Origin of the sequence: Serpens gallinarum (assembly GCF_014836765.1) — a bacterium.
In the GTDB taxonomy this organism is placed as follows: Bacteria; Pseudomonadota; Gammaproteobacteria; order Pseudomonadales; family Pseudomonadaceae; genus Serpens; species Serpens gallinarum.
Genome location: NZ_JACSQG010000003.1, coordinates 173,305 through 188,077 on the forward strand (window position 1 = coordinate 173,305; position 14,773 = coordinate 188,077).

Annotated in this window: 9 protein-coding genes; 8 read left to right on the forward strand and 1 reads right to left on the reverse strand. The window is 61.0% G+C overall.

Annotated features, from left to right (window positions below):
* Positions 1 to 355: 355 nt before the first annotated feature.
* Positions 356 to 1,852 (forward strand): catalase, encoded by a 1,497-nt coding sequence (locus H9642_RS08355; protein WP_251835970.1) that lies wholly within the window; start codon positions 356 to 358, stop codon positions 1,850 to 1,852.
* A gap of 269 nt (positions 1,853 to 2,121) precedes the next feature.
* Positions 2,122 to 3,420 (forward strand): tyrosine-type recombinase/integrase, encoded by a 1,299-nt coding sequence (locus H9642_RS08360; protein WP_251835971.1) that lies wholly within the window; start codon positions 2,122 to 2,124, stop codon positions 3,418 to 3,420.
* Here the strand turns inward: H9642_RS08360 and H9642_RS08365 are convergent.
* Positions 3,417 to 3,938: a CinA family protein gene (locus H9642_RS08365; protein ID WP_251835972.1), complete on the reverse strand. Its 522-nt coding sequence runs from the start codon at positions 3,936 to 3,938 to the stop codon at positions 3,417 to 3,419. The genes H9642_RS08360 and H9642_RS08365 overlap by 4 nt on opposite strands.
* Before the next feature lie 206 nt (positions 3,939 to 4,144).
* On the opposite strand from H9642_RS08365, the gene glgA reads away from it, so the two are divergent.
* The 6 genes from glgA to glgX are packed head-to-tail and all read left to right on the forward strand — an operon-like array spanning position 4,145 to position 14,769.
* Complete coding sequence (glgA, locus tag H9642_RS08370) at positions 4,145 to 5,683, forward strand: glycogen synthase GlgA (RefSeq protein WP_251835973.1); 1,539 nt, start codon at positions 4,145 to 4,147, stop codon at positions 5,681 to 5,683.
* Positions 5,684 to 7,438 (forward strand): malto-oligosyltrehalose trehalohydrolase, encoded by a 1,755-nt coding sequence (gene treZ, locus H9642_RS08375; protein WP_251835974.1) that lies wholly within the window; start codon positions 5,684 to 5,686, stop codon positions 7,436 to 7,438.
* Complete coding sequence (malQ, locus tag H9642_RS08380; RefSeq protein ID WP_251835975.1) at positions 7,435 to 9,543, forward strand: 4-alpha-glucanotransferase; 2,109 nt, start codon at positions 7,435 to 7,437, stop codon at positions 9,541 to 9,543. Before treZ ends, malQ begins: the two co-directional genes overlap by 4 nt.
* On the forward strand, positions 9,536 to 12,313 hold the full coding sequence (locus tag H9642_RS08385) for a malto-oligosyltrehalose synthase (RefSeq protein WP_251835976.1): 2,778 nt from the start codon (positions 9,536 to 9,538) through the stop codon (positions 12,311 to 12,313). Before malQ ends, H9642_RS08385 begins: the two co-directional genes overlap by 8 nt.
* The gene (locus tag H9642_RS08390; RefSeq protein WP_251835977.1) at positions 12,310 to 12,576 is read left to right on the forward strand and encodes a DUF2934 domain-containing protein; all 267 of its coding nucleotides are present in this window, start codon (positions 12,310 to 12,312) and stop codon (positions 12,574 to 12,576) included. Before H9642_RS08385 ends, H9642_RS08390 begins: the two co-directional genes overlap by 4 nt.
* Positions 12,577 to 12,603: 27 nt before the next feature.
* Entirely contained in the window at positions 12,604 to 14,769 is a 2,166-nt protein-coding gene (gene glgX / locus H9642_RS08395; protein ID WP_251835978.1) for a glycogen debranching protein GlgX, read from the forward strand.
* Positions 14,770 to 14,773: the final 4 nt, after the last annotated feature.

The following is a 14,773-nucleotide window of genomic DNA, read 5'->3' on the forward strand; positions in this document are numbered from 1 at the left end:
CTCGTTGATCCCTGAGAACGGGGTGGTAAAAACGGGAACTGCTGCTTACGGCGGTTTTCGGCCCAAGCCGGTCGGGTAAGTCGAGCTTCGCTGGCGAAGCCGCACCCGACTCAAAACCATGCCATCCAGCAATGCAGAAGGAAGGAGGCACTTAGCAGACCGCAACGAAACGGCTTGATTGCGTTTCAGCCGATCAACGGTAGCAGTGAATGAATGCTGTTAGGGTGGTTTGCCGAGATCGCGACTGTTGGGTCTAAGATGATGACTCTGATGCATGGGTAATCAGGGCACGCGATGCTTTTTTGTGATTGCGCTTCGCTGGCCAATCCCTCTGGACTACTCAGGAGAATCTGAGATGGGTCAACAGAAATATGAAGGCTCACGTTCAACAACCGGCGCGGGCGCCCCGGCCCCAAGTGACCGCCATTCTCTAACCGTTAATCCCGACGGTCCCATCCTGCTTCACGATGTACATTTCCTTGAGCAGATGGCCCACTTCAATCGAGAAAAAGTGCCCGAGCGCCAGCCCCACGCCAAGGGCGCCGGTGCGTTCGGCGTCTTCGAGACCACAGGTGACATCAGTGCCTATACCAAGGCCACGCTTTTCCAGCCGGGCAGCAAGACCGAAATGCTTGCTCGTTTTTCGACCGTAGCGGGGGAGGCCGGAAGCCCTGACACCTGGCGTGACGTGCGTGGCTTTTCACTGAAGTTTTACACCAATGAAGGTAACTACGACCTGGTGGGAAACAACACGCCTATTTTCTTTGTGCGTGACCCGATGAAGTTCCCTCACTTCATTCGCAGTCAGAAACGGCTACCGAACTCAGGCCTGCGCGACAACCACATGCAGTGGGATTTCTGGACCCTCAACCCGGAAAGCGCCCATCAGGTCACCTATCTGATGGGGGATCGCGGGCTACCCCGCACCTGGCGGCACATGAACGGCTATGGCTCGCATACGTTCATGTGGGTAAACCAGGCCGGCGAGCGGTTCTGGGTCAAATATCACTTCCATACGCGGCAGGGCATGGAGTTCTTCACCAATGCCGGAGCCATGGAGATGGCCGGTCGGGATGCCGACTATCATCGCCGTGACCTGTTCGAAGCCATTGCCCAGGGCGATTTTCCCAGCTGGAACCTGCGGGTCCAGATCATGCCATACGAGGATGCGAAGAGTTACCGCATCAATCCCTTCGATCTCACCAAAATCTGGCCACACAGCGATTACCCGCTGATTGATGTCGGCGTCATGACGCTTAACCGCAATCCCGACAACTTTTTTGCCCAGATTGAGCAGGCTGCATTCTCGCCCGGCAACCTGGTTCCGGGTATTGGCCTATCACCTGACAAGATGCTGCTGGGCCGTGCTTTCGCTTATAACGATGCGCAACGCAACCGCATTGGCACCAATTTCCACCAGCTTCCGGTCAACCAGCCAAAGGTTGCCGTAAATACTTATATGTTCGATGGGCAGATGACCTACGCACACAGCGGCAACCAACCCGTGTACGCGCCGAATTCGGCCGGACGATCCTGGGCCGATGAAACGGGACAGGTCGACAACGGCTGGGAGACTGATGGTGGAATGGTGCGTGACGCCTATACGTTACGCGCCGAAGACGATGACTTTTCACAACCGGGCGCATTGGTGCGTGAGGTATTTGACGCTGCGCAACGGGACCGCCTCGTGGAAACGGTGTCGGGCAGTCTGCTGGGAGGCGTACGCAGCCCAGTGCTCGAACGCGCCTTGGACTACTGGAAGCACATCGATCCTGATGTGGGCCGGCGTATCGAGGAAAAGGTTCGAACCGGCGCGGCGGCGGAACCAGCCGCGGGCATGAGCGAAGCGTAATGTTCCTGCGAGGACGCCGCCGGCGGTGGTGCTGGCGGCGCGCAGCTACGGTCAAAGATGCGTGCAGTGCGAAACGCGGAGCCGTAGTACATGAAAAGCGCGCTTACAGGAACGACAGCCGTCAGAAGAGGCGTTTGTTAAGAGCGACTGTTGCTAAAGAGTGCATATGTAATATCCGATAATCACCAGACCCGGATATTGCATATTGCGTGTTTTGTCGTACCATGCGGTGCGTGATCCAAAGCCAGCCACTGCCAGAAAAACGCCCCATGCCCAAAGTCCCGTTTCCCTTGTTCGAAACCTACCACCGCTTCCTGGAGCTGAACTTTCAACAGTTCACCGAAGAGCTGCCCATTGTGCGTGACTATCTGGGCCGCTTTGCGCCCGAGCTGCTGGCGTTCGAGGGTTACCAGGCCGTTCGCGGTTTTTTGAAGTCGTATGCAGGCAACGAGACGACGTTTACTTCTTACCGGACCCATGTCGAGCGCTTGCTGTTATGGGCACTGTTGGTGGCCAACAAGCCCTTGCTGGAACTGCGCCGGCGCGATGCCGAAGCATTCATGGAATTCTGCCTGCGGCCTCCCAAGGACTGGGTCGGCCCCATGGTCAAGTCACGTTTTGTGCGCATTGGCGGTCGCAAGAAGCTGGAATCGGACACCTATCAAGTCAACGAAGCCTGGCGCCCGTTTAGTGTCACTGTGCCCAAACGGAATCGGACCCTGGATGGCACAGCCGCCCAGGATCTCGCCGAACGCCCCTATAAAATGTCCCAAGGATCCGTGGCTCAGGTGTTTGCCGTGTGCGGTAGCTTCTTCCAGCACGCCATTGATGAGGGCCTCACCGAGGTCAACCCGTTCCGCGCAGTCAAGCAGAAATCGGTGTACAAACAACGCAATACTCTGGATGTCGCCGGACGCTCGCTCACGCCCTTGCAATGGAGCTACGTGATCGAAACGGCGGAAAAAATGGCCGATGAGGATGAAACCTACGAGCGCACCCTGTTCATCCTTACGACGCTGTTTGCCATGTATCTGCGCGTGTCCGACCTGGTGGGCCGGGACAACTGGGAGCCAACCATGGGTGATTTTCGCAAGGATACGCAAGGCAACTGGTGGTTCAATGTGGTCGGTAAAGGCAATAAAGCGGCCAAAATCAGCGTGCGCGATGATTATATCCAGAATTACCTGCCCCGTTATCGACGCCACCTGGGGCTGCCTGCCCTGCCCTCGCCCCATGAAACCCACCCGCTACTGACCACCCTCAAAGGCCGCGGCGGGCTTTCTGACCGGCATCTGAGGCTGTTACTGCAGGAGGTGTTCGACCGGTCGCTGGAACGCATGCTTGCCGAAGGATGGAGTAACGATGAAGTCGATCACCTGCGTTCAGCTTCGCTGCACTGGCTGCGGCATACCTCGGCCACCTTCGATGCGCCGCGCCGCGACATGAAGGATCTCCAGGCCGACCTGCGTCACAACAGCCTGAGCACTACGCAAAACACCTATTACAACTCCCTGGATGAGCAACGAGCGCATTCGGTGAAAAACCTGCGCATCAAGGAAGACCCCTAAGGAATGACCCCTAAATCATCCTGCGGTCCACGGCCGGCATTCTGCAGGCGCTGAAAATACGCCGGCAAATGCTGTAGCCCATGGCGCGCCGCAGCCTTGCGCACCTCATTGCGCGGGGCGTCGAACTTGACGGTCTCACTGACCACTTTGATGTTTTCCTCCAGACCCATGGCGCACGCAAAACACACGACGCCGTCCATCGACTCATCATCGGCTTCAGCCAGGCCGGTGTTGGCCAGCGCAATGGTTGCGCTACTGATACGCAAGGCACCCGCGGCCATTTCCCGGGCGACTTCTTCGCTGGTCAAGCCAAAGGTCTTGATCGTCTCCAGACTGACCCCCAGGCAGGCGCGTTTAGCCGTCACGGAATACACCACGTAACCGCTTTCCAGTACCCGACCGCAGCCAGCGATATCCGCCAGCATCGCGGTCATCAGGCCTGCGGTGCAGGATTCGGCCGTGGTCAGCATCAGCTGATTTCTCTGCAGAAACTCGACCACGTTCTCAAGGCTGCGCATACGAGATCTCCCGGTGATTGGGTGGCATGGGCTATGGATGCCCAGCAGGCCTGGCAAGTTCACCCGACAGGCGCCACTACCGTTGGGGAGGGCAGCGAAACTTTCTCAACGACTGGCCAGTCAGGACTGAGGATGGGGAGACTCCTCATTGCGATGTCACGCCTGGAAGCGCGCCGTCATACGCTTGGTTTGTTGGGGGAAAGAAGATGGGAAACGCTGTTGCAACCGCTCGTCTTGTTGAATCTGAGAAGGCCGCCACGCTGCTGAGCCCTCCCAGGCTCAGCGTTGAAAGTCTGCACACCGATACGAAGAAAATCCTGTTCGTCACCTCGGAATTCGCTGAACTGGTCAAAGTGGGTGGGCTGGGCGATGTGTCCGCTGCGCTGCCCAGGGCCCTGCGCGCCCAGCACGATATCCGGGTACTGATACCCGGTTATCGGCAAGTACTCGAAAGCGGCAATGTCATCCGCATCATTGCCCAACTGCCAGGCCAGGCCGCCTTGCCGCCCTGCCGTATCGGGCGTATGGACCTGGATGACGGTCTGATCATTTACGTCCTGCTGTGCCCGGAGCTTTATGAGCGCGACGGCAAGCCCTACGGCGATAACCATGGCCGGGATTGGGACGACAACCACATTCGCTTTGCCCGTCTGGGCCTTGCCGCCGCGGAAATCGCCGCCGGCTGCCTCAGTTGGCAGCCCGAACTCGTACATGCCAACGACTGGCCGGCCGCATTGGCTCCAGCCTATATAGCCTGGAAAAGACTGCGCACGCCGAGTGTCTTCACCATTCATAACCTGGCTTACCAGGGCTTGTGCGACCCGGCCTGCGGACCGGAACTCGCCCTGCCTGCCGAAGCGCACTCACCGGACAGCATGGAGTTCTACGGCAAGCTGTCGTTTCTCAAGGCCGGCATCGTCTATGCCAGCCACATCACTACCGTGAGTCAGACTTACGCACGGGAAATTACCACCGAGGCTTTTGGTTGCGGCTTGCAGGGCTTGCTCAAACGTAAGGAAGAACAAGGCCAGCTCAGCGGCATCACCAACGGCATTGACGAGAGCTGGCAGCCGAAAACCGACCCGCACTTGCTGCAAGGTTTTCAGATCCATGAATGGGAGCTGAAACGGCGCAATGCCCGCCATGTGGACGAGATGTTTGGCCTGCAGCCTTGCGAAGGACCGCTATTCATCGTCGTTTCGCGCCTGGTGCATCAAAAAGGCCTGGATATGACGCTGAAAATCGCCGACAGCATTGTGGCCGGTGGCGGTCGCCTGGCCATTCTCGGCCAGGGTGAGCCAGCACTGGAGGCTGAATTGCTTGCGCTGGCCGTGCGGCACCCTGGGCACATCGGTGTACACATTGGCTTCAACGAAACCGATGCGCGGCGCATGTTTGCTGGCAGCGATTTCCTGCTCATGCCCTCGCGCTATGAGCCCTGTGGGCTGAGTCAGATGTACGCTCAGCGCTTCGCCTCGCTGCCGATTGCCCGCCGCACCGGCGGGCTGGCCGATAGCATTGAGGATGGCGTTACCGGTTTCCTGTTCCAGCATGGCGATGCCGAAAGCTACTTTGAGGCGGTGCAGCGTGCGCTGAATGTCTTCAAACACCCCCAATTGCTCAACGCCATGCGCTGCCAGGCCATGGCAGCGCCGCAATTCTGGGCGCAATCGGTAGAGCCTTACGATCGCCTCTACAAGCGGCTGCTTCAGGAGCAGGCCGCCGTTCGCGTGAGGGGCCGATGAATGCATGGTTCCTTGCTACACGGTGCGGTAATGCAAGGCGATGGCATGACCCGCTTTGCCTTGTGGGCGCCGGACGCCGCTGATGTAGAGCTTGAACTGGGAGATGGCGAACGACACGGTTTGCAGGCACAGGCCGAAGGTTGGTTTGTCACGCACCTGCAATGTTCCGCAGGCACCGCTTACCGCTACTGGATCGACCGCCACCTTCCGGTGGCCGATCCAGCCTCGCGGGCACAGTTGGAAGATGTCGAGGGTTGGAGCCTGGTGGTTGACCACCAGGCCTATCGCTGGAACGTTCCCGACTGGCAAGGCCGGCCTTGGCACGAATGCGTGTTCTACGAGCTGCATGTCGGCCTGCTCGGTGGCTATGCGGGCGTCGAAGCGCACTTGCCGCAGCTGCAACAACTGGGGGTGACGGCCATCGAATTGATGCCGATCGGCGAGTTCCCCGGCCAGCGCAACTGGGGGTACGACGGTGTACTGCCGTTCGCGCCGGAATCCACCTACGGCACGCCCGAACAACTCAAGCATCTGATCGACACCGCCCATGAATTGGGGCTGATGGTGTTCATCGATGTGGTCTACAACCACTTCGGCCCGCAGGGCAATTACCTGCACCAGTACGCCAGCCCCTTCTTTCGCAACGATATTCAGACTCCTTGGGGCGCCGCCATCGATTTTCGCCGCGCTCAGGTGCGGGATTTCTTCTGCGGAAACGCCCTGATGTGGTTGCTGGATTACCGGGTGGATGGCCTGCGCCTGGATGCCGTACACGCGATTCTCGACAAGGAATTCCTGGTTGAACTGGCCAATCGGGCGCGCGTGGCCGTGGGTGTCGAACGTCAGATTCACCTGGTACTGGAAAACGAGGACAACCAGGTGCGCTTGCTGGAGCAAGGCTTTACCGCGCAGTGGAATGATGACGGCCACAACGTGCTGCACAGCCTGCTGACCGATGAGCGTGAAGGCTATTACGCGGATTTCTGCGAAGAGCGCACCGCCAAACTGGCTCGCGTGCTGAGCGAAGGCTTCGTCTTTCAGGGCGAAACCGACCGCCGCGGCCGGGCACGCGGCGAACCGAGCTGGAAGCTGCCGCCCTACGCCTTCGTGCTGTTTATGCAGAATCACGATCAAGTCGGCAACCGTGCTTTCGGCGACCGCCTGGTAACACTGGCCGATCAGGACGCCCTTAAGGTAGCCGTGGCGCTGATGCTGCTCAGCCCGATGATCCCGCTGTTGTTCATGGGCGAGGAATGGGGCTCGACCCATCCATTCCTGTTTTTCACCGATTATCACGACGAACTCGGCCGTGCCGTACGTGAAGGGCGCCAAAGCGAATTCGCCGAATTCACCGCCTTTGCAGGGTCCGGCGCGCAGAGGCAGATTCCCGACCCAAACGCACTGAGTACCTTTGTCAGTTCACAGCCAGAACTCAGCGCCTCACAGCCTGAGCACCATCATTGGTGGGCGTTCTACCGCGACCTGCTGGATTTGCGGCATAGGCATATCGTGCCGCGGTTGCGCGGTACTCGCCCGGCTGACGTGAAAATCCTTGCCGAACAGGCTGTTTCGGCCCGTTGGCGCATGGGCGATGACGTGCGTCTGCGCATCGACCTGAATTTTTCCGACATCGACGTCAGCACCGGGCCTCTGAGCGAGCGCGCGCAGCTGTTGTTTGGTCTGCGTATCGACGCCGAGCAGCCCGGCACCCTACCCCCACATAGCCTGCTGGCGACCCTGGAGCCCATGCCATGAGTGATAGGCGTCTTGCTGACCTGGCCTGCGCAGCAGGCTTTAACTTGGAATGGCAGGATGCCCACGGAAAGCTGCAGCACGTAACCCCGGAGGCCCAACGCGCATTACTGGAAGCGCTGGGTTTTCCGGCACAGAGTCCCGAGCAGATCGAGGAAAGCCTTGCCACCCTGGCCGAACGCCACCGCAACAGCAGCGTCGGCCCGCTGATCCTTGTCGATCAGGGACAGGCTGTATCTCTAGCAGATCATTTCAAGGCCAACACGCCGTTTCGCCTGCAAATCGAAGGGGATCTGCGCATCGAAGGCCGCCTGGATGCCAACATCTGCCTGCCGCCGCTCGACGATTGCGGTTATCACAACTTGATGATCGGCGACGAGCAACTGACTCTGGCGGTGGCGCCTCCGGCTTGTCCTAGCGTACGCAGCCTGAGCGATGGCCAACGTGGGCATGTGTGGGGCATAGGTGCACAGCTTTATGCCCTGCGCCGTGCGGGCGATGGCGGCTTGGGCGACACGCTGGCCCTGGAAGCCCTGGTGCGCCAGGCCGCGGATCACGGCGCCGATGCCCTGGCACTCAGCCCGGTGCATGCCATGTTTACGGCGCTCCCCGAGCACTACAGCCCGTATTCGCCCTCTAGCCGGCTGTTCTTCAATGTCCTGCATGCCTCGCCAGGCTGCATTCTCGGCGAACATGCCGCCGCCCAGGCGATCAAGGCCTGCGGCCTTGAGACTGAATGGCAGCGCCTGGAAGCCCTTGAGCTGATCGACTGGCCGGCCGTGAGCCGGGCCCGGTTGCAGGTTTTACGACAGCTGTATACCAGCTTCAGTGGCGCGGAAAATCTGCTGAGCCCGGATTTCGACAGTTTCTGCGCCCATGGCGGCGAGGCCTTGCTGCAGCATTGCCGCTTCGAAGCGCTGCATGCTCACATGATTGGCCAGGGGCAGCCTGGCGACTGGCGTGTCTGGCCCGAGCAGTACCACGACCCAAAACACCCGGCGGTCAGTCAGTTCGCCAGTGAACATGCCGATGACGTGAAATTTCACGCCTTCGCTCAATGGCTGATCGACCGCTGTCTGCAACGCGCCCACAGCGCCGCCAAAAGCGCTGGCATGCACATCGGTCTGATTGCCGACCTGGCGGTCGGCGCCGAGCCGGGTGGCAGCCAGGGCTGGTCGCGTCAGACCGAGTTGCTGCCCTCGCTGAGCGTGGGTGCGCCACCGGACATCATCAATCGCGCAGGTCAGAACTGGGGCATCGCAGCGTTCTCCCCTGAGGGTCTGCAGCAGAATGGCTACCGCGCCTTTATCGAGATGTTGCGTGCCAACCTCGCCCATGCCGGTGGGCTGCGCATCGACCATGCCATGGGTCTGCAGCGTTTGTGGGTGATTCCTCAAGGCGAATCGCCCGAAAACGGCGCCTACCTGAGCTATCCCTGTGAGGATTTGCTGCGCCTGATTGCGCTGGAAGCCACCCGTCATCAGGCCTTGGTCGTGGGCGAGGATCTGGGCACGGTGCCTGAGGGGCTTGGCGAAAAGCTCACCAGGCGCGGCGTGCTCGGCATGCGTGTGCTGTATTTCGAGCAGAAGAAAGGACGCTTCACCCCGCCCGAAGACTGGTCCGCCGATGCCCTGGCGACCACCACCACCCATGACCTGCCCAGTATCGCCGGCTGGCTGAGTGGTCGGGATATCCAGCATCGCCAGGACAACGGACAAATCGACGCCGAACGCGCCCGCCTCGACCTGCAGCAACGCAAAACGGAGAAACAAGCCCTGGGCGATCTGTTGCGCCAGCGTGGCCTGCTGGACGAGGGCGTCGAACGCCCCGACGCGCAACTGGACGCCTGTATTCAGCTGCTCGGCCGCACGCCTGCGCCGCTGGTATTGCTGCCGCTGGAAGATGTGCTGGCCAGCGAAGAACAACCCAACTTGCCGGGCCCAGGCGACCGTCACCCCAACTGGCGTCGCCGCTGGCCCTGGGACGTAAGCGATTTGCTCCAGCGGCCCAAGGCCAGCGCCCGCTTGCAGCTGCTTGAGCGCATCCGCCAGGAACAGGAGGACGCGGATATGGATGAACTTGGCACGGACACCCCCCGCCATGACTGAAGTGCGCGCCACCGCCCGTTTGCAGTTTCACCGTGGTTTCACCCTCGACGACGCCTTGCCCCTGGTGGATTATTTTGCCGAGTTAGGGATCAGCCACCTGTATGCCTCACCGTTGTTCACCGCGCGCCCCGGCTCCGTGCATGGTTATGACGTGCTCGACCCGACCCGCATCAATCCTGAATTGGGCGGCGAAGCGGCACTGGTTCGCCTGGTGGAGGCGCTTCACCAGCGCGGCATGGGCCTGATTCTGGATATCGTTTCCAACCACATGGCGGTGGGCGGTGCCGGCAATCCTTGGTGGCTGGACGTGCTGGAATGGGGCGAAGCCAGCCCTTATGCGAAGTTTTTCGACATTCAGTGGCGCTCCCACGACCCTTTGCTGCGTGGCCAGCTGCTGGTGCCCTTTCTGCGCAGTGATTACGGCGAAGTGCTCGCCGCTGGTGAAATCGTCCTGAACTTGCAGGCCGAGACCGGCCAGCTCTACGTCAGTCATTTTGATCACCGCTTCCCCCTGCTGCCCGCCTCCTACGCGCGGGTATTGCGGCGCTGCGACCACCCGGCGCTAGGCGCCCTTGCCTCACATTTCGAGGCGTTGTCCAAGCGCAGCCAGGCGCGGCACAAAGCCAAGGCCTTACAGGCGCAACTGGCCGACACCCTGGAAAATGAACAGGCGCTGGCCAGCCTGCAGAACGCCATGAAGAGTTTTCGCCCGGACGCGGAACGGGGCTTCGAACGCCTGCATGCCCTGCTCGAAGCCCAGCATTATCGGCTGGCCAGTTGGCGCACCGCAGCTGATGACATCAACTGGCGGCGCTTTTTCGACATCAATGAGTTGGGCGGCTTGCGAACGGAGCGCACTGAAGTGTTCGAGGCCATTCACGCCAAGGTGTTCGAGCTGGTCGAGCGGGGTTTGCTCGATGGTTTGCGCATCGACCACGTCGACGGCCTGGCCAATCCTCGCGCCTATTGCCGGCGGCTGCGCCGGCGCATCGACCGATTGTGCCCCGACCGACACCTGCCTATCTATGTGGAGAAAATCCTCGGTGCCGGCGAACGGCTGCGCGAAGACTGGGGCGTCGACGGCACCACCGGCTACGAGTTCATGAACCAGGTGTCGCTCCTGCAACACGATGCCCATGGCGAGCAGCTGCTGACGGCGTTCTGGCAAGACGTCAGCGGCAGATCGGCGCCATTCCTTGAGGAAGTCATCGAGGCGCGGCAATTGATGCTCAGCACCACCCTGGCCGGCGATTTGGAAACCGTGGCCCAGGGGCTGCATCAGGTGGCCCGTCAGGATATCGCCACTCGCGACCTGACGCTCGGTGCGATCCGCCGGGCCTTGCTGGCGCTGATCATGCACTTCACCGTCTATCGCACCTATGTCGGCGTGTGCGGCCGCTTGGGCGACGATCAACAGTTCTTTCAGCAGGCCCTGGACGGCGCACGGCAGGATCTGCCGGAAACCGACTGGCCCTTGCTGGAACACCTGGACCGCTGGCTGGGAGGTCAGCCGTTGCGCGGGCAGCCACCCGGTGCGGCACGCAAAGGGCGGCGTAAGGTGCTCACTCGCTTTCAGCAACTCACCGCGCCGGCCGCCGCCAAGGCCGTGGAAGACACCGCCTGCTATCGTTCGGCGGTGTTGCTGTCGCGCAATGACGTAGGCTTCGACCCAGAAAATTTCAGCGTCCCGCTGTCGGCTTTCAATGCCGCCTGCGCCGAGCGTGCGGAACGCTTTCCAGCCAATCTGCTGGCCACCGCCACCCACGATCACAAGCGCGGCGAGGATAACCGCGCGCGCTTGGCGGTGATCAGTGAGCGTGCCGAATGGTACACCGAGCGTGCCCGCCATTGGCTGCAACTGGCCGAACCCCTGCGCACCCAAACCGAGGCGCTGATTGCGCCGGTGCCCTCCGATGAGCTGATGCTCTACCAAACCCTGCTGGGTAGTTGGCCGCTGCAGCTGGATGAAGACGATACAGCGGCGCTGCAGGCCTATCTGCAACGGCTGCTGGGCTGGCAGGAAAAAGCCTTGCGCGAAGCCAAGCTGCACAGCAGCTGGAGCGCTCCCAATCAGGCCTATGAAGGGGCCTGTCGCGAGTTCCTCACCCGCCTGCTGACTGACGCCGCTGGCGTGCCGTTGCGACGTGAAATCGCCGCCGCAGCAAACAGCCTGGCGCCGGCCGGTGCCCTGAACGGCCTGGCGCAATGCCTGCTGCGCCTGACCACGCCCGGCGTGCCTGATCTGTATCAGGGTTGCGAGTTCTGGGACTTCAGCCTGGTGGACCCGGACAATCGCCAGGCGGTGGACTTTGCCGCCCGCCAGGCGGCGCTTTCCGCTGCGGAAGATCTTCCCGTGCTGGTGCAGGCCTGGCGCGACGGGCGCATCAAGCAGCGCCTGATCCAAGAGGTATTGCGTTTTCGCCAGGCCCATGACGCGCTGTTTCGCCACGGCGCTTACCAGCCTTTGCGGATCAGCGGCGGCCAGGCCGACCAGGTCATGGCCTTCGCACGTGTCTGGCGGAACACCTGGGTGATTGTCGTGGTGCCGCTGCATGCTGCCGGGCTGCTCGGCGACCGGCAGGTTCCCCATATCGATCCGCTGCGCTGGGGTGACACGCAGATCCATCTGCCCGCAGAGCTGGCGGCCACGGAACTGGTCAGCCTGCTCACGCCCGCCCGGCTCATGCCACAGCAAGGCTGTCTTGCCGTGCAACACATACTCGCCGACTTTTCCCTCAATCTGCTGCATGCCCTGGAGACTGCGTCATGAGTGATGAACAGCGCATTCGAGAACTCGCCTATCAGATCTGGGAATCGGAAGGTAAACCCGCGGGCCAGGAAGACCGCCACTGGGCCATGGCCAGCAAGTTGGTCCAGACCGAAAGCGTGCCCGCCGGCAAGCCCAAGTCGAGTTCCCGACGGGCCGGCAAACCACAAGCCACCATGGTGCCGCCCAGTTCGCCCGAAGAAAAAGCCGCCGTGGTCAAGGAACCGAGAAAGCCACGACAAAAGCCTGGCGCGACACCTTTATAGCCCGCCGCCCTTGAGAGGGGAAACCCTATGCCAAGATCAAAAGCTGGACTGCACCACCCTGCCCCGCAGGTTCTACAGCGCTCGCGGGTTTCTGAAGGGCAGCCCTACCCACTTGGCGCCACGTGGGACGGTCTGGGGGTCAATTTCGCCCTTTTTTCTGCCCATGCTACGTGCGTGGAACTGTGCCTGTTCGATGACAAGGGCACGACTGAACTCGAGCGCATCGAGTTGCCTGAATACACCAATGAAATCTGGCATGGCTACTTGCCCGACGCCCATCCGGGCCTGATTTACGGCTACCGAGTACACGGTCCGTACGAGCCGGAAAACGGCCATCGCTTTAATCCCAATAAGTTGCTCATTGACCCCTATAGCAAGCAGCTGGTGGGCAGCTTGACCTGGTCGCCGGCCCTGTTTGGCTACACCCTTGGCTCCCACGATGCGGACCTGAGTTTCGACACCCGGGACAGCGCCCGTTTCATGCCCAAGGCCAAGGTCATCGACCCCGCCTTTACCTGGGGTGAGCAACCCCCGGTGCGTGTGCCCTGGGAAAACACCATCCTCTATGAAGCGCATCTGCGTGGCATCAGCATGCGCCACCCGGAGGTGCCTGCGGAGCTGCGCGGAACCTGCGCCGGCTTGAAGCACCCGGCACTGCTCAAGCACCTGCGCTCGCTGGGGGTCACCAGCATCGAACTGCTGCCCGTGCATGGCTATCTGGACGACCAGCATTTGCTCGAACAGTCGTTGAGCAATTACTGGGGATACAACAGCATCGCCTTTTTCGCTCCCCAAGCGTCATATCTGGCGAGCGGTAAAATCAATGAATTCAAAGAGATGGTTGCGCATCTTCACAATGCAGGTCTCGAGGTCATCCTCGATGTGGTCTACAACCACACCGCCGAGGGTAACGAACTGGGCCCCACGCTATCCATGCGCGGCATCGACAACGCCACCTATTACCGGCTGATGCCCGACGAGCGTCGCTTTTATATCAATGACTCTGGTACCGGCAACACGCTGGACCTGAGCCATCCCTGCGTATTGCAAATGGTCACCGACTCGCTGCGCTACTGGGCGACGGAAATGCGCGTGGACGGCTTCCGCTTCGATCTGGCAACCATCCTCGCTCGCCATAGCCACGGCTTCGACGAACGCCATGGTTTTCTCGTCGCCTGTCGCCAGGACCCTGTCCTGAGCAAGGTCAAACTGATTGCCGAACCCTGGGATTGCGGCCCCGGGGGGTATCAGGTCGGTGGTTTCGCGCCCGGCTGGATGGAGTGGAACGACCGTTTTCGTGACACCGTACGGGGGTATTGGCGCGGCGACGAGGGACAGTTGCCCGAATTGGCCAGCCGTCTGACCGGCTCGGGCGACAAGTTCAATCAGCGTGGCCGCAGGCCCTACGCGTCAGTCAACTTCATCACCGCTCACGACGGCTTCACCTTGCGTGATCTGGTTTCCTACGAGCAGAAGCACAACGAAGCCAACAACGAGGACAACCAGGACGGCAACGACAACAACATTTCCTCCAATTACGGCTGGGAAGGTCCGACTGACGACCCGGATATTCGTGCCCTGCGCCTGCGCCAGATGCGTAACCTACTGTCGACACTGCTGCTTTCCCAAGGCACGCCGATGCTGCTGGCCGGCGACGAATTCAGCCGTACCCAGCACGGCAACAACAATGTCTACTGCCAGGACAACGAAGTGGGTTGGGTCGACTGGGACCTCGACGACGAAGGCCGCAGCCTCCTGGATTTCACCCGTCGGCTGATCAAGCTGCGCCGAGCCTACCCGATCCTCCATCGTGGCCGCTTCCTGGTGGGTGAATACAACGAGGAGCTGGGCGTCAAGGACGTCACCTGGCTGTCCCCGGACGGCAGTGAGATGAGCGAAGAGCAATGGCACGATGGCAATGCCCGCTGCCTCGGCATGCTTCTGGACGGCCGCGCTCAGCCCACGGGTATTCGCCGGCGTGGCGACGATGCCACCCTGCTGCTAATTCTCAACGCCCATGACGACGTGGTGAACTTCCATTTGCCGGAAGTCACTCAGGGCACTGCCTGGGAATGCCTGCTCGACACCTACCGGCCCACCCTGCGCCCCGGTGAGCTGCATGACTTTGGCAGTGAGTTCCTGGTGACCAACCGTTCATTGCTGCTGTTCGAGTTGCAACGGGACGAGGCGTAGCGGG